The sequence below is a fragment of the Streptomyces sp. B6B3 genome (assembly GCF_039871525.1).
Taxonomy (GTDB): Bacteria; Actinomycetota; Actinomycetes; order Streptomycetales; family Streptomycetaceae; genus Streptomyces.
On the sequence record NZ_JBDPLU010000005.1, the window covers coordinates 225,548 to 240,647 of the forward strand.

Annotated in this window: 16 protein-coding genes; 7 read left to right on the forward strand and 9 right to left on the reverse strand. The window is 73.6% G+C overall.

From position 1 onward, the window contains the following. The first annotated feature begins 39 nt into the window (after nucleotides 1-39). Both ABGB06_RS13480 and ABGB06_RS13485 read left to right on the forward strand, forming a co-directional pair. Nucleotides 40-657, forward strand: coding sequence for a dihydrofolate reductase family protein (locus tag ABGB06_RS13480; protein ID WP_347588740.1), 618 nt, complete (start codon nucleotides 40-42; stop codon nucleotides 655-657). Nucleotides 658-688: 31 nt separating this feature from the next. Further along, nucleotides 689-1,087, forward strand: coding sequence for a YccF domain-containing protein (locus ABGB06_RS13485; RefSeq protein ID WP_347588742.1), 399 nt, complete (start codon nucleotides 689-691; stop codon nucleotides 1,085-1,087). 22 nt (nucleotides 1,088-1,109) lie between these two features. Here ABGB06_RS13485 and ABGB06_RS13490 read toward each other — a convergent pair whose 3' ends face one another. The 4 genes from ABGB06_RS13490 to ABGB06_RS13505 form a co-directional block, all read right to left on the reverse strand. Continuing rightward, a complete protein-coding gene (locus ABGB06_RS13490; RefSeq protein ID WP_347588744.1) occupies nucleotides 1,110-1,301 on the reverse strand; it encodes a hypothetical protein in 192 nt (63 codons plus the stop codon). Between the two features lie 117 nt (nucleotides 1,302-1,418). Beyond that, on the reverse strand, nucleotides 1,419-2,099 hold the full coding sequence (locus ABGB06_RS13495; protein WP_347589166.1) for a TrmH family RNA methyltransferase: 681 nt from the start codon (nucleotides 2,097-2,099) through the stop codon (nucleotides 1,419-1,421). Between the two features lie 95 nt (nucleotides 2,100-2,194). After that, the gene (locus tag ABGB06_RS13500) at nucleotides 2,195-3,496 is read right to left on the reverse strand and encodes an HTTM domain-containing protein (RefSeq protein WP_347589168.1); all 1,302 of its coding nucleotides are present in this window, start codon (nucleotides 3,494-3,496) and stop codon (nucleotides 2,195-2,197) included. 57 nt (nucleotides 3,497-3,553) lie between these two features. Further along, nucleotides 3,554-4,369 (reverse strand): DUF5819 family protein, encoded by an 816-nt coding sequence (locus ABGB06_RS13505; protein WP_347588745.1) that lies wholly within the window; start codon nucleotides 4,367-4,369, stop codon nucleotides 3,554-3,556. Nucleotides 4,370-4,522: 153 nt separating this feature from the next. Between ABGB06_RS13505 and ABGB06_RS13510 the strand changes: the two genes are divergently transcribed. After that, nucleotides 4,523-5,689 (forward strand): pyridoxal phosphate-dependent aminotransferase, encoded by a 1,167-nt coding sequence (locus ABGB06_RS13510; RefSeq protein WP_347588747.1) that lies wholly within the window; start codon nucleotides 4,523-4,525, stop codon nucleotides 5,687-5,689. Here the strand turns inward: ABGB06_RS13510 and ABGB06_RS13515 are convergent. After that, the gene (locus ABGB06_RS13515) at nucleotides 5,669-6,598 is read right to left on the reverse strand and encodes an RNA polymerase sigma-70 factor (RefSeq protein WP_347588749.1); all 930 of its coding nucleotides are present in this window, start codon (nucleotides 6,596-6,598) and stop codon (nucleotides 5,669-5,671) included. The genes ABGB06_RS13510 and ABGB06_RS13515 overlap by 21 nt on opposite strands. A 218-nt stretch (nucleotides 6,599-6,816) precedes the next feature. Here ABGB06_RS13515 and ABGB06_RS13520 point away from each other — a divergent pair, with 218 nt between their 5' ends. Beyond that, nucleotides 6,817-7,014, forward strand: coding sequence for a hypothetical protein (locus ABGB06_RS13520; RefSeq protein WP_347589170.1), 198 nt, complete (start codon nucleotides 6,817-6,819; stop codon nucleotides 7,012-7,014). 121 nt (nucleotides 7,015-7,135) lie between these two features. On the opposite strand, the gene ABGB06_RS13525 is transcribed toward ABGB06_RS13520, so the two are convergent. Both ABGB06_RS13525 and ABGB06_RS13530 read right to left on the reverse strand, forming a co-directional pair. After that, nucleotides 7,136-7,477: a rhodanese-like domain-containing protein gene (locus tag ABGB06_RS13525; RefSeq protein ID WP_347588751.1), complete on the reverse strand. Its 342-nt coding sequence runs from the start codon at nucleotides 7,475-7,477 to the stop codon at nucleotides 7,136-7,138. A gap of 56 nt (nucleotides 7,478-7,533) precedes the next feature. Continuing rightward, on the reverse strand, nucleotides 7,534-8,343 hold the full coding sequence (locus tag ABGB06_RS13530) for a hypothetical protein (RefSeq protein ID WP_347589172.1): 810 nt from the start codon (nucleotides 8,341-8,343) through the stop codon (nucleotides 7,534-7,536). A 235-nt stretch (nucleotides 8,344-8,578) separates the two neighbouring features. Here ABGB06_RS13530 and ABGB06_RS13535 point away from each other — a divergent pair, with 235 nt between their 5' ends. Genes ABGB06_RS13535 through ABGB06_RS13545 form a run of 3 tightly spaced genes read left to right on the forward strand, consistent with a single transcriptional unit; the run spans nucleotide 8,579 to nucleotide 13,544 of the window. Beyond that, nucleotides 8,579-12,409, forward strand: coding sequence for a molybdopterin-dependent oxidoreductase (locus ABGB06_RS13535; RefSeq protein WP_347588753.1), 3,831 nt, complete (start codon nucleotides 8,579-8,581; stop codon nucleotides 12,407-12,409). Next, a complete protein-coding gene (gene narJ, locus ABGB06_RS13540) occupies nucleotides 12,406-12,975 on the forward strand; it encodes a nitrate reductase molybdenum cofactor assembly chaperone (RefSeq protein ID WP_347588755.1) in 570 nt (189 codons plus the stop codon). The genes ABGB06_RS13535 and narJ overlap by 4 nt, the downstream gene beginning before the upstream one ends. Nucleotides 12,976-13,010: 35 nt before the next feature. Beyond that, nucleotides 13,011-13,544, forward strand: coding sequence for a hypothetical protein (locus tag ABGB06_RS13545; RefSeq protein WP_347588757.1), 534 nt, complete (start codon nucleotides 13,011-13,013; stop codon nucleotides 13,542-13,544). A gap of 53 nt (nucleotides 13,545-13,597) precedes the next feature. Here ABGB06_RS13545 and ABGB06_RS13550 read toward each other — a convergent pair whose 3' ends face one another. Both ABGB06_RS13550 and ABGB06_RS13555 read right to left on the reverse strand, forming a co-directional pair. Then, complete coding sequence (locus ABGB06_RS13550) at nucleotides 13,598-14,422, reverse strand: DUF899 family protein (RefSeq protein WP_347588759.1); 825 nt, start codon at nucleotides 14,420-14,422, stop codon at nucleotides 13,598-13,600. 179 nt (nucleotides 14,423-14,601) lie between these two features. Further along, nucleotides 14,602-15,021, reverse strand: coding sequence for a helix-turn-helix domain-containing protein (locus ABGB06_RS13555; protein WP_347588761.1), 420 nt, complete (start codon nucleotides 15,019-15,021; stop codon nucleotides 14,602-14,604). Nucleotides 15,022-15,100 lie beyond the last annotated feature (79 nt).

The following is a 15,100-nucleotide window of genomic DNA, read 5'->3' on the forward strand; positions in this document are numbered from 1 at the left end:
GGGTGACGGCCCGCCAGGCGGCCGAGCGAGGAGGCGGAGATGAGACTGACGACGACGATGTTCCTGTCCCTGGACGGCGTGGTCCAGGGCCCCGGGGCGCCGGACGAGGACCCGCGGGGCGGCTTCACCCAGGGCGGCTGGGTGTTCCCCCACGCCGACGAGGACTTCGGCGAGCTGGTCGCCGGGTGGTTCGCGGCGGCCGACGCGTTCCTGCTGGGCCGCCGGACGTACGAGATCTTCGCCGGGTACTGGCCGCGCGTCACCGATCCGGCCGATCCGATCGCCGGCAGGCTGAACGCGCTGCCGAAGTACGTCGCCTCGCACACCCTGAGGGAGGCGGAATGGGCCGGCAGCACGGTGCTCTCCGGCGACCTCGCCGCGGAGGTCGCGGCGCTGAGGCAGCGGCCCGGCGGCGAGCTGCAGATCCACGGCAGCTCCGAGCTGGTGCGCTCGCTGATGGCGCACGACCTGATCGACGAGTACCGGCTGCTGTTCTTCCCGGTGGTGCTGGGCAACGGCCGGCGGCTGTTCACCGAGGGCAGCACGCCGACCGCGCTGCGCCTGACCGGCACCGCGACCACCGCGAGCGGCGTGGTGCTGCACACCTACGAGGCCGCGGGACGCCCGACGTACGGCTCGTTCGGCTCGCCGGAGTGACGCCGCCCGCGCGCACAGGCATGCTGGGGGCGTGAAGACGGTACTGAACGTTCTGTGGCTGGTCTTCTCCGGCCTGTGGATGGCGCTCGGCTACGCGGTGGCGGGGCTGGTCTGTTTCGTCCTGATCATCACGATCCCCTGGGGCATCGCGTGCTTCCGCATCGCCGGGTACGCCCTCTGGCCCTTCGGCTACACCGTGGCGGAGCGACGGGACGCCGGCCTCGCCTCCACCCTGGGCAACGTCGTCTGGCTGGTGGTCGCCGGCATCTGGATCACCATCGGGCACGTCATCGCGGGCCTCGCGTTCTGCGTGACCATCATCGGCATTCCGTTCGGCCTGGCGCATTTCAAGATGGTGCCCGTGTCGCTGATGCCGCTCGGCCGCGAGGTGGTGCGGACCGGGTCCGGCTACCCGAGCTATCGCTGGTAGTGGCGGCCCGGCGGCCCCGTGGTCAGGGGTGTTCGCCGCCCTGGTCGGGCCAGGGCGCGATGCGCTCGGGGTTGGCCTCCTGCACGACCCGGCCGCAGCTGGTGCACGCCCAGTGCGGATTGTCGAAGAGGAAGCCGTCGTTGGTCAGGTTCACCTCGCGAACCAGCGTTCCGTTCTGGCACTTGCAACTGATCGCTTCGACGATCTTCCGCATGGGCTCTCTCTGACCGGGGAACGTCGTGCACTCCGATGGCGTGAGGCACGGTCCAAGAATAGGGCTGCGGCACGGGGGTTGGGGTTGGTCGGCGAGTAATTCCCCCTTCGTCCGCGGCTAATGCTCCCGCTGCGACAGCCAGTGGTAGAGGGTCATCGCCACGCTGGTCGCGAGGTTGTAGCTGGAGACCTGAGGGCGCATGGGGAGGGCGAGCAAGCGTGTGGCGCGCGCCCGGAGCGCGGGGGAGAGGCCGGTGCGCTCCGAGCCGAAGGCGAGCAGCGTACCGTCCTCGATCGGCACCCCGCGGATGTCCTCCCCCTCCGGGTCGAGGGCGTAGAGCGGGCCGAGCGGCAGCTGGTCGGGGGAGCGCCGGGTGACGGCGGTGGCGTAGTGCAGGCCGGCGCTCGCGCGGAGCGCGTTGGGATGCCAGGGGTCGACCGTGCCGGTGGTGATCACGCCGCCCGCGCCGGCGCCCGCCGTCAGCCGCACCACCGCCCCGATGTTGCCGAGATGGCGCGGGTTGTCCAGCACCACCACCGGGGCCGGCGGGAACGAGCGCGGCCGGGGCGGCCGGACCGCGAGCGCCGCCACGCCGGTCGGGTGCGGGCGCGGCACCAGGCCGCGCAGCGTCTCCTGGGACACCGGCCGCAGCAGCCCGTCCAGCGGTTCGGCGAGCTCCGGGGCCAGGGCGCGGGCCAGGCCGAGCGCGGCCGGCTTGTCGGTGGCCAGCGCGACCGGCACGTCGGCCTCGAAGCGGAGCGCGTGCTTGACCGCGTGGAAGCCGTCGAGGAGCACCATGTCGGGGTCCTCGGCCAGCGGCCGCCAGCGCCGGACCGCCGCCTCGTCCCCCGTACCGGACCCGTCGGTCCCGTCGGTCCCGCCGCCCTCGTCGGTCATGGCCGTTCGGCCCAGGCGGGCGGGCGGGCCGGATCGCGCGGGGCGGGCACCGGCGCGCCAGGGGCGGGGCCCTGCTCCCACGGCCCGCCCGCCGCGTCCGGCGCGGGCGACGAACGCCCCAGCAGCCGGCGGAGCGGCGCGGTGCCACGCCGCACCCGCGAGCCCGTCCACAGCAGGAAGGCGGTCGGCAGGAAGACGCTGTCCATCGCGATCATCGCCATGGAGAAGGCGGGCAGCCCCAGGGTCACGGCGATCCCGATGTGTTCACCGATCATCAGGAACAGCAGCAGGTTCTTGGCCCGCCGGTTCAGCAGCGCGAACGGGAAGGCGACCTGCACCGCGACCGTGCCGTAGCTGAGCACGGCGATCAGCAGCCCGCTGTTGCTCAGCATGTCCGACAGCTCGGGCCAGGGCTCGAAGTAGTCGAGGTTCAGCGGGTAGTAGACGGCGGTGCCGTCCTGCCAGCGGCTGCCCTGGATCTTGTACCAGCCGGCGGCGGCGTAGATGACGCAGACCTGGACCATGATCACCAGCAGCGCCGCGTTGTGCACCAGGTTGGCGATCACGTCGGCGACGATGCGCGGCTCCCCGCCCGCGTACCGTTCGACGAACCACCAGAACGCGTGGACCAGCCACATGCCGGCGAAGAACGCGGTCCATATCGGGCTGTCCAGCTTGCCGACGAGGACGCTCACCAGCAGCGCCGACCCCAGCACCGCCCAGGTCGCGACGCCCCCGGGATCGGCCCAGTGGCCCCGGCCGCGCGCCCGGCGGCGGGCGTCCAGCGACCAGACCTGACCGCAGCGGGTGAGCACCAGGTACAGCGACATCAGGTGGATGACGTTGTCCCCGCCGTCGCCCATGAAGACGCTGCGGTTCTGCAGCGACAGCACGCCGATCATGAACAGCAGCGACATGGCCCGGGTGCGCCAGCCCAGCGCGAGGCCCACGCAGGAGGCCAGCGCGAGCAGGTAGACGAACTCGAACCAGGCCGTGGAGTCCGTCCACAGCAGCACGGTGAACGCGTCGTTGTCGTCGACGAAAAGGGTCGCCAGGTCGAAGCCCCACGGGCTGTCGGGACCGTACAGCTCGTGCCGGTGCGGCCATTCGCGCAGCAGGAAGACGAGCATCGTGACGGCGAAGCCGATCCGCACCACCGCGGTCTGGTACGGGCCGAGCGGGCGCCGGGTCACGTGCCCGACGCCGCGGCCGAGCGAGGCGTCGAACCGGGCGCCGAGGTCGCGGAACGGGGAGGGCGGAACGGCCGGCGCGGGTGGTGCGGGCGGTGTGGGCGGCATGGCCGGTGGGGTGGCCGCGGGTCCGGGTCCGCCGGGCGGCGTCGGAGCGGTCACGGCTTACTCCCCCTCGCTCGTGCCGGAGGCCAGCTCGCCGCTCGGCAGGTCCTCGGTGGTGACGACCCACCAGTCCAGCTCGTAGTAGCCCGTCGTCGTGTTGATCTCCTCGCTGCTCCACTCGGGCGCCGGCAGCAGGCTCGTCGCCGAGCGCATCTGGATGCGGTCCACCCGGTCCATGTCCATCGGCGTCTCGTGCTCCAGCCGGAGCAGCGCGATGCGGCGCAGGTACACCTCGGCCAGCTCGCCGCGCAGGCCGATCGGCTCGCCGGTCTCGGTGGAGTGCGAACCGCTGTAGAAGTCCCACGCCCGGCGCAGCGTGTTCTGCGCGGTGTGGCTGGGCATCGGGTTGTGCACGATGCCCTCCAGGTCCATGGCGGTCAGCGAGATCCAGTCGGTGGTCGTCCGGCCGCCGTCCTCGTCCCTGACCTCCGCGCGGACCTCGATGGCGACGTTGCGCTGCAGCGGGTTGGGCGCGAACAGCTTCCAGGTCTGCTCGAACTCCGGGTAGATGTACTCGCGCATCCCCTCGCCGTACTCCTGGCTGACGGTGTTGGCCGGTGCCACGAAGAGGAAGACCAGCAGCAGGTGGTAGACCGCGTAGACGCCGAGCGTGCCGACCGCGCCGGCGATGACCAGTCGGGAGGTCAACGACAGCTGGCCGAGCGGCACGTCGGCCGTGGCGGTGCGCTCCAGGTCGAGGCCGCCGGCCGGACGACCGCCGGCCCGGGCTCCCCCGGGCGCGCGCCGCGGCGGCTCCGACCGCCCGGACGACTCCGCTGGTACCGATGGCTCCGCTGGCTCCGATGCCTGATGCATGATGCTCGGCCCGCTCCCCCAGGACTGCTCTCCGGCTGACCCGAGCACGGTACCTGCCTCGTGCGCCGGGCGCGTATCCGCGTGCGGTAACGGAACACGCGGACGGCCTAGGGTGAACCCGAAGACCAGGATCCGAGCGAGGACGGTGGGGAGATGGGCGGCAGGCCGCTGCTGAACCGGAGGCTGGACGGGCACGGGACGACGATCTTCGCGGAGATGTCGGCGCTGGCGCTGGCGACCGGGGCCATCAACCTGGGCCAGGGGTTCCCGGACACGGACGGCCCGGAGGAGGTCAGGGAGGCGGCCGTGCGGGCGCTGCGCGACGGACGCGGCAACCAGTACCCGCCGGGCCCCGGCGTGCCGGAGCTGCGTGCGGCCGTCGCCGACCACCAGCGCCGCTTCTACGACCTGCGCTTCGACCCGGACACGGAGGTGCTGGTCACGGCCGGGGCGACGGAAGCCATCGCGGCCTCGATGCTGGCGCTGCTGGAGCCGGGCGACGAGGTGATCGCCTTCGAGCCCTTCTACGACTCCTACGCCGCCTGCATCGCCATGGCCGGCGGCGTGCGGGTGCCGCTCACGCTGCGCGCGCCTGGCTTCCGACCCGATCTCGACGCCCTGCGCGACGCGATCACGCCGCGCACCCGCCTGCTGCTGCTGAACACGCCGCACAACCCGACCGGCATGGTGCTCACCCGGGACGAGGCGACGGCGATCGCGCGGCTCGCCGTCGAGCGCGATCTGCTGGTGGTCACGGACGAGGTCTACGAGCACCTCGTCTTCGACGGCGAGCACGTGCCGCTGATCTCCCTCCCCGGCATGCGGGACCGCACGGTCTCCATCTCCTCCTCGGGCAAGACGTTCTCCTTCACCGGGTGGAAGGTCGGCTGGGTCACCGCGTCGGCCGCGCTGGTCGCCGCGGTGCGCACGGCGAAGCAGTACCTGACCTACGTGAGCGCGGGGCCCTTCCAGTACGCGGTGGCCGAGGCCCTGGGGCTGCCGGACGGGTACTTCACGGACTTCCGCGAGGATCTGCGCGCGAAGCGCGACCTGCTCGCCGGCGGGCTCACCGAGGCCGGCTTCGAGGTCTACCACCCGCAGGGCACGTACTTCGTCACCACCGACGTCACGCCGCTCGGGGAGCGGGACGGCTTCGCGTTCTGCCGCGCCCTGCCCGAGCGCTGCGGCGTCGTCGCCGTCCCCAACGCCGTCTTCTACGACGATCCGGAGCTCGGCCGCTCCCAGGTCCGCTTCGCCTTCTGCAAGCGCCCCGAGGTGCTCACCACCGCCACCACCCGGCTACGCGCCCTCGCCCTCTGACGGCGCCTGCGGCAGCGGGACGTGGCGGAGCTTCTCCGGGTTGCGGACGACGCGCAGCTCGGCGATGCGGCCGTCGGGGCCGAGATCGATGCTGGCCACGGAGTCCACCCGGCCGCCCGAGGTGACGACGACGCCGGGCCGGCCGTTGACCAGGGCCGGAAAGACCGCCAGGTCGGGCACGTGGTTCATGACGCCGCGCAGCCAGCGGACCGTCCTGTCCGCTCCGTGCACCGGCCGCAGCGCCGCCCGCGCCCTGCCGCCGCCGTCCGACCACACCACCACGTCCGGCGCCAGCAGCTCCATCATCCGCCCGAGGTCGCCGCCCAGACAGGCCGCGAGGAACTCCTCCGTCACCCGCCGCCGCTGCTCCGCCGAGGTGTCGAAACGAGGCCGCCGCGCCGCGACGTGGGACCTGGCCCGCCGCGCCAGCTGCCGCACCGCCGCTTCCGAGCGCCCCAGCGCCTCGGCGATCTCCGCGTGTGGATAGCCGAAGACCTCGTGCAGCACGAACACCGCGCGCTCCGCCGGGCTCAGGCTCTCCAGCACCACCAGCATGGCCAGCGACACCGACTCGGCCTGTTCGACCTCCTCGGCCACGTCCGGGGCGCTCTCGGCGACCAGCGGCTCCGGCAGCCACGGGCCGACGTACCGCTCGCGCTGCGCCGCGGCCGAGGTCAGGCGGTTCAACGCCAGGTTGGTGACGGTGCGGGCCAGATACGCGCCCGGCCTGTCGACCGGATCCGTCACCCGGCTCCAGCGCAGCCACGCGTCCTGCAGCACGTCCTCCGCGTCGCCGACCGTGCCCAGCATCCGGTACGCGATGCCGAACAGCCGGTCCCGGTGCCGCTGGAAGACCGCGGTGGCATCCCCCGCCTCACCCGCCTCCGCCGCCGCGCCGTCGTCGCTCATCCCACCGACCCTACGCGGCCCCACGGGCGGGTGACTCAGCTGGTCGCGGGCACACCCCGGGGTGACGGAACCTCACCGCGGGTTTCGGCCGCGGCGGAGGGGCTACTCGCCTTGGCATGTCCGCTACTAGAGTCTCTTCCTCGAATCTCCGACCGGTGGCGACCGTGGTCGCGGTGATCGCGGACGTGGCTGCGTTCATCATCGGCCTGTGGGTGCTGATGTACCTGCTCGACGCCAACCCGCACAACGATCTGGTGGAGTTCGTCCAGGACGTCTCCCGCTGGCTCGCCGGCTGGTCGCATGACCTCTTCACCTTCGACAAGGAATGGGCCCGCGTGGTGTGCGGCTACGGCCTCGCCGCCGTGGTCTACCTCTGCATAGGCAACCTGCTGGCCTCCCGCATGCGGCGCTACTAGCCCCGGCTGGGTCCCACGAGTCCCCGCCGGTGTCGCACCAGCCGCGCCGCCCGCCCTGTCGCCTCCTCGGCGTCGCCGAGGGGGCGACAGCTCGGCTCCGCCGTGATCCGGACGACCGGGATCAGAGGACGAACGGGTCGGCGCCCGTGTCGTTCTTCAGCGGGCGGCCGCAGGCCTGCCAGGCGGCCATGCCGCCGGCCACGTTGATCGCGTGGATGCCCTGCTGGCCGAGGAACGCCGCGACCTGCGCGGACCGGCCGCCCACCTTGCAGACGACGTACAGCGGCTGCTCGCCCGCGTGGTCGAGGATCTCCTCGATGCGCTGGACGACCTGGCCCATGGGCACGTGCAGCGCGCCCTCCGCGTGGCCGGCGGCCCACTCCGCCGGCTCGCGGACGTCGAGCAGCCGCGCGTCGGCGGGCACGGCCTGGGGCGCCTCGGTGGGCAGCCGGGAGAAGTCCATGCATCGACCCTAACCCGACCGTCCGACAGCCCGCCGGGCGCTCCCGTCGGAGAAGGCTAGGGCGTGAGCAGGGTGGACAGTTCGGCCTCGCGGGTGGCGAGCGTCCGGTGCAGGTCGGCGGCGATCTCGGAGAGCAGTCCGTCGGGGTCGTCCTGGGCCATCCGCAGCATCGAGCCGATCGCGCTCTGCTCCAGCTCGGCCACCGCCTCGGCGAGCAGGTCCTTGCGGCGGGCGAGCCACTCCAGGCGCGCGGCGAGCTCCTCCAGCTCCCGCAGCGTCGCCATCTCGGGCGGGCGCGGGCCCGCCTCCCATTCGGCGGTCAGCGCGCGCAGCGCGTCCGCGTCGCCGAGCGCGTACGCGTCGTTGACCCGGACCAGGAACGTCTCCCGACGCGCGCGCTCCGACTCGTCGGCGGCCAGGTCCGGATGGCAGCTGCGGACCAGATCGCGATAGAGCTTGCGGGCCTCGGGGCCGGGGCGCACCTTCGTCGGCTGCGCCGGGGCCGGCCCGAACTCCGACTCGGCCTCCTCGGGCGCCGCCTGCTGGCCCGTACCCGACGCGGCGGGCGCCGACAGCCAGCCGTCGAAGAGGTCCGACATCTTCGGCAGCGGCGTCACCAGCGCGCGGGCCTCCCGCGCCTTCCGCTGGTCCTCCGGATCGCCGGTCCGGGCCGCGACCGCCTCGGCGACCCGCGCGTCCAGCTCCTCCAGACGGGCGTAGAGCGGGCCCAGGCGCCGCTCGTGGAGCCGGGAGAAGTTCCGCACCTCGATGCGGAAGGACTCCACCGCGATCTCGAACTCGATGAGCGCCGTCTCCGCGGCTCGCACCGCCTGCGTGAGGCGTTCGGCGGCGTCGGCTTCGGGCATGGTCACCCGACCACCCTAGTGCGGGCGCCGCCGGCGGCGCGGGGGCGCACGACTACCCGGCGACGGGTGCGCCATGGCAAAGCACGAGAAAAATCACCGCCAAGCTGCTCCAAATGGCCTAAAAGGCTTACCCGGAAGGAGGCAACGATAGATCATCATTACCCTGTGAAGTAGATTGGTCACGCCTGGTGATCCGCGGAGGGTGCGGTGTGGCCCCGTCGAGAGGAGCTCGACCGTGCGTCGTGAGACGCTGACGGACGCCGACCGCGCGGCCTCGGCCGTCGCGGAGCGCCTGCTTCGCGCGGGATCCCGGTTGCGGCGGGCGACGGCGGGCGCGGACCCGCGGGACGACCGCGCGGACGCCCGGACCGGCCGGGACCAGGGCGAGCAGGACCACCGGGACCACACGGGCCTCCGGGACCCCACGGACCCCCCGGACCCCCCGGCCTCTGCGGACCGAAGAGACCACCCGGACGCCACGGACGCCACGGACCCCACGGACCATGACGCCGGGTCCGGGCACCGGGCCCGTGGCCCGCGCGCGGCCGCGGTCTCCCGGGACACGTACGCGCCGACCCGGGTGCGGTACCCGCACGCCAGGGGCGTGCTGCTGGAGCTGTACCGGGAGGCCAGGGAGCGGCGCGGCGATCCGGTGGCCGCCTGGGCGGAGCTCACCGGCGATCCGGACAAGCGGCGCCGGTACCAGTCGGCGCGTGGCAAGGGCGGCCTGGTGCGGATCGGCTGGGACGAGGCGCTGGAGATCGCCGCCGCCGCGCATGTGCACGCGCTCCAGCGGTACGGCCCGGACCGGATCGCCGGCTTCTCGCCCGCGCCGACCCTGGCGATGGCCTCGCACGCGGTCGGCGCGCGGTTCATGGCGCTGCTCGGCGCGCCCATGCTGTCGTCCCAGGACTGGCAGGCGGAGCTGCCGATCGCCGCGCCGCAGATGTTCGGCGACCGTGCGGACGGCCCCGAGCCGGGCGACTGGTGGGACGCGGCCCATCTGACGCTCCTGGGCTCCGACGCTCCCGCGGGGGTCACCCCCGCCCCGAGCCCCGAGGGGCGGCGCCGGGATCAGCGGGTGGTGGTGCTCTCGTCGGACCATTCGGAGGCCGCGCGGATCGCCGACGAGTGGCTGCGGCCGCATCCCGGCACGGACGGCGCGGTGGCCATGGCGATGGGGCAGGTGGTGCTGCGGGAGTTCTTCGTCGAGCGCCAGGTGCCGTACTTCGTGGACTACGTGTCGCGCTTCACCGACCTGCCGTTCCTGGTGGACCTGCGGCAGCTGGACGGCAGCCCGGACCGGTACGCGCCGGGCCGGTTCGTCACCGCGGCCGACGCGGACCTGGGCGTCGACCTGGGCGAGCCGCGCCCGGCGGCCGGGCTCCGGCTCGGACAGCACGCGGACGCGGCGGCGCGGCGCTGGATGCCGGTGGTCTTCGACGAGGAGACCGGCCGCCCGGCGGTGCCGAACGGCACGCTCGGCGACCGCTGGAGCAGCGGCGGCGAGGGCCGGTGGAACCTCGACCTGGACGGGCTCCGCCCGACGCTCACCTTCCATCCGGGGCCGTTCGCCGCCGGCGTGCCGGTCGGCGAGACGGCGGAGGTGGTGCTGCCGCGGTTCGAGGAGCCGGGCGGAGTGGTGCGGCGCGGGGTGCCGGTGCGGCGGCTCGGGGACCGGCTGGTCACCACCGTCTTCGACCTGCTGCTCGCGCAGTACGGCGTGGCCCGCCCAGGGCTTCCGGGACGCTGGCCGCACGGGTACGAGGACGCGTCGGCGCCGGGCACCCCGGCCTGGCAGGAGGCGATCACCTCGGTGCCGGCCGCGGCGGTGGTGCGGACGGCGCGGGAGTTCGCCGGCACGGCGGAGCGCACCCGGGGCCGCTGCATGATGGTGATGGGCGCCGGCAGCAACCGCTGGTTCCACGCCGACACCAGCTGCCGGGCGTTTCTCACGCTGCTGCTGCTCACCGGCTGCCAGGGCGTGCGCGGCGGCGGCTGGGCGCACCACGCGGGGCAGCGGAAGGTGCGTCCGTTCGCCGGCTGGCAGCAGCTGGCCAGCGCCGCCGACTGGGTCAGACCCCCGCGGCAGATGGCGGGCACCCCGTACTGGTACCTGCACACCGACCAGTGGCGGTACGAGCGGTACGGCGCGGACGCGCTGGCCTCGCCCACCGGCCGGGGCCTGTTCGCCGGCCGGCACACCGCCGACCTGGTCGCCCAGTCGATGCGGCTCGGCTGGATGCCGTCCTACCCCACCTTCGGCGAGAACCCGCTGGACCTCGGCCGGCGGATCCACCGCAGCGGACAGCCGGCGGCCGAGTGGGTGGCCGAGCAGCTGGCCGCCGGGAAGCTGCGGTTCGCCTGCGAGGACCCGGACGCGCCGGAGAACTGGCCGCGGGTGCTCACCGTGTGGCGGACCGATCTGTTCGGCCCCTCCGCCACCGGTCACGAGTTCTTCCTGCGGCACCTGCTGGGCGCCGACGACAACGCCAGGGCCGAGGAGGCCGCGCCGCGCCAGCGCCCGGCCGACGTCACCTGGCACGCCCGGGCGCCGCGCGGCAAGCTCGACCTGCTGCTGGCGCTCGACGTCCACCTGACGCCGACGGCGATGCTCGCCGACCTGGTGCTGCCGGCCGCCACCGCGGCGGAGCGGCACGACCTGGCCAGCGCGGACGCGGAGCCGTACGTGCGCGCGGTGGAGCCGGCGATCGACCCGCCCTGGCAGACCCGGACAGAGTTCGCCATCTTCCACGGGCTGGCCCGGGCGGTGAGCGAGCTGGCCGCCGGGCGGCTGGAGAACACGCACGATCTGGTGGCCACCGCCCTCCGGCACGACACCCCGGGGGAGGCGGCGCAGCCGGGCGGCACCGTGCCGGACTGGCGGGTGGGGGCGCCTCCCGGGCCGTCAGGGCCCGGGGGAGGCGCGGCGGCGGCCGTACCGGGGCGGAACCTGCCGCACGTCTCCCTGGTCGAGCGGGACTACACGACGCTCGCCGACCGGCTGGCCACGTTCGGGCCGCTCGCGGAGATCGCGGGGATGACGGTGAAGGGCGTGCGGGTGGACCCGTCGCCGGAGTCCGCCTGGCTCGCCGCCCACTGCGGCACGGCCGCCGGCGGCTCGGCGGCTGGGCGGCCGCTGCTGGACACCGACGTCAAGCTGTGCGAGGCGATCCTCGCGCTGTCCGGCACCACCAACGGGCGGCTGGCCGCCGAGGGCTTCCGGCAGCTGACGGAGCGCTGCGGCCCCGGCTCCGGGCTGACCGAGCTGGGCGCGGCGGACGCGGACCGGCGGGTGGCGTTCGCGGACGTCCGGGCCCGGCCGAGCCGGGCCGGCACCAGCTTCGAGTGGTCGGGCAAGGAGACGCTGGACCACGGGTACACGCCGTTCACCATCCACACCGAGCACGGCAAGCCGTGGCACACGCTGACCGGCCGCCAGCACCTCTACCTGGACCACGACTGGATCGCCGAGCTCGGCGAGCAGCTGCCCGTCTACCGCCCGCCGCTGAACCTCGCGGCGCTCGGCGAGGCGACGCTGGCCGCGCCGGGCAAGGGCCGGGAGGTCAACGTCAGGTACCTGACCCCGCACGCGACGTGGGCGGCGCATTCCGAGCACCAGGAGAGCCTCGTCGCGCAGACGCTGGCGCGCGGCGGACCGGTGATCTGGCTCAGCGTCCCGGACGCGGCGGCGATCGGCGTCGCCGACCAGGACTGGACGGAGGCGGTGAGCGCCGGCGGCGTGGTGGTGGCCCGCGCCATGGTGTCGCACCGGATGCCGATCGGCACGGTGTACGTGCACCAGGTGCGGGACCGCCCGGCGCGGGCGCCGCTGCCGGACCCGCACCCGGCCGCCCAGGCCAGGAGGCACGCCCAGCCGGTGCCCGCGGCGCGGCGGGCCGCGGCGTCGCCCGAGGTGGCGAACCGCCTGCTGGTCAAGCCGAGCCACCTCGTCGGGGGGTACGGGCAGCTGTCGTTCGCGCCGAACTACTACGGACCGACGGGCAACCAGCGCGACCCGGTCACCGTCGTCCGCCGTTGTTCCGCGCAGGAGGCCCCCCGATGAGCCAGGTCAACGCCGCGCTGCGGCAGTCCGCGGCGCTGCTGCTGGGGTATCCGGACGACGGCTGGCCCGACCTGCTCGACCTGGTCAGGACCTCGCTCGACGCGCTGACCGGGCCCTGTGCGGCGCCGCTGCGGCGCTTCTGTTCGGCGACGGGGGGCACGCCGGTGCTGCATCTCGCGGCGCGCTACGTCACCACGTTCGACCGCAGCAGCCGGCGCACGCTGCACCTGAGCTACTACACCGACGGCGACACCCCGCAGCGCGGCGCCTCGCTGGCCGCCTGGTACGAGCGGTACCGGGCGCACGGCTGGGAGTGTCCGCCGGACGAGCTGCCCGACCATCTGCCGCTGGTGCTGGAGTTCGCGGCGCGCTGTCCCGAGGCGGGCACGGAGCTGCTGTACGAGCACCGGGGCGGCCTGGACCAGCTGCGCGCGGCGCTGGTGGAGCACGGCAGCCCGTACGCGCACGTGCTGGAGGCGGTGCACGCGACGCTGCCCGAGACGGCGCGGGGGCACCTGCCGGGGCCCGGGCCTGAGGGCCCTCGGAGCGGCCGCGACGGGTGGTGACGAAGGGTGACGCGGGCACCCGGTACCGTCGAGGGATGGCGACCACTCCCCAGCCGAGCTCCCGGCCGAACGCCGAGTCGAACGCCGAGTCGAACGCCGAACGCGGCGTGCTCGCCGAGCTGCCCGAGCTGCTGGGGAGCGACACCGCGCGGGCGTCGGGGACCATCCTGTGGCGGCTGACCGCCGAGCGGCGGCAGCTCGACGCGAACCTGGTCCGGCTCGGTCCCGGAGACCGGGTCGCGGAGCACGCCGAGGCGGATCTCGACGTGCTGCTCTACGTCGCGGACGGCGACGGGGTGCTCGACCTGGCGGGTCGGTCGCAGGGGCTGCGGCCCGGCGGCGTGGTGTGGCTGCCGCGCGGCGCCCGCCGGGCGCTGGCCGCGGGCCCGGACGGCCTCGTGTACGTCACGGCGCACCGCCGCCGCCCTGGTATGACCATCGGGCGCGCGGAGCCGGAGGGCGGCGAGCCGGCGTGCCTGCTGCACCGGGTGTGCGACGAGTGTGGCCGGCTGGCCGGGGAGTCCGACGCGAGGTACTGCTCCCGCTGCGGCACCGCCCTGCCGGACTGAGCCGGCCGGACCGGACGGAGCCCCGTCGGCGGCCGGCCGGCTGCGACAGATCACTAGTGACAGTTGTGCGGCATGGGCGCTGTTCCTGGCTCCGCGGTTCCGAGGTCGTCGGAGTGTCCGGCGTGGATTCGCGGCCACTGGGCGGTGGGGCGTCCGTTAGTCCGCATGTGTGCCGACTCCCTGTCAACCTGCGGTTGTGGCCAGCCGGAGGGCGAGTCCTCCCACGGCTCCTGGCGCCCGTAGACGGTGAGGTCCATGAGCGCGTAGTTGTAGTCCAGTGCCTCCACGCCGCGGCGCGACGTCCAGTAGGTCTCGAAGACGCGGTCGCCCTCCCGCACGTAGCACACGAGGTGCATCAGGCCGAGCTCGCGACCGACGAGGAGCGCGTCAAGGGAGGGCTGTGCCGAGTACCACGGCATGTCCCAGCCCATGAAGTCGCGATAGCGGACGCTTTCGTCGTAGGACACCTGGGCATCGCTCGGGCCGAACGCGGTGTTGCGGCCCTGGCTGAAGACTGCGTAGGTGATGTCACGGGAGTGCAGGTAGGACAGCTCGCCGACCTGGCTGAGGAACAAGGTGCAGCCCTCGCACTGCTCGGGCGCGGGCCGGCCGGGCCACCACATGAGGTAATAGGCGATGAGCTGTCGACGTCCTTCGAACGCGTCCAGCAGGGTCACCGGCCCGTTCAGTCCGATCAGCTCAAGGCTGGCATCCACCTCCACCATGGGCAGGCGCCGGCGGGCCGCCGCGATCGCGTCGCCTTCGCGGGTATGGGCCTTCTCTCGAATCCGCAGCGCATCCACGTCGGCCTGCCAGGTGTCCCGGTCGACAACCGCTGGCAGCGCAGAGGTGTCGCTGTTCTTCGAATCATCGTTCATGACCGTCTCCTAGACTCCGTCGTGACCGTGCGCGGTGTCTCCCCGAGGGCACGTGGATCGTTGCGGCTCCCGGTCGGGCCCGATGGGCCCTCATCATCCTCGCGTCGCGGATGAGAAACCCTCATTGATCAGGGTGCGACTGCACGGTCTCGCCGGGCGAACGTAGCCTGATGCGGCCGCTAGGAGCGGAACTGCTCGGGGCAGCGGGCGCCCTCCGTCGCGAGGTGCGTCTCGGCCCAGCGGGTCAGCTCGACGAGCGAGGGGCGCAGCCCCTGGCCGGCGGCCGTGAGCCGGTAGCTGACGCGCAGCGGCGGCCCCGCCTCGACCTGGCGGGTGAGGAGGCCGAGCTCGGCGAGCTCGGTGAGCCGGTCGGACAGCATCCGCTCGCTGATGCCGGGAACGGCCCGCTTCAGCTCGGCGAAATGGCCGGGGCCGCTGATCAGCGCGGCCAGGATCAGGCCCGTCCACCGCTTGCCCAGCAGGTGGAAGACACGCGTCAGCGCGGAGTCGGGCTCGGTGCACACATCGTTCCCCAGGTCCTTGGTGGCCTGAGGGGCCGTACCAGCGGGATCGCCCTGGCTCCGCTCCCCGTCCGTCATGCCCCCAGCGTACTGGATTCCGAACAGGGGATGCAGAAAAGTAAGTGACTATGTTATTAGTAGTTGCGTACCGACCTAC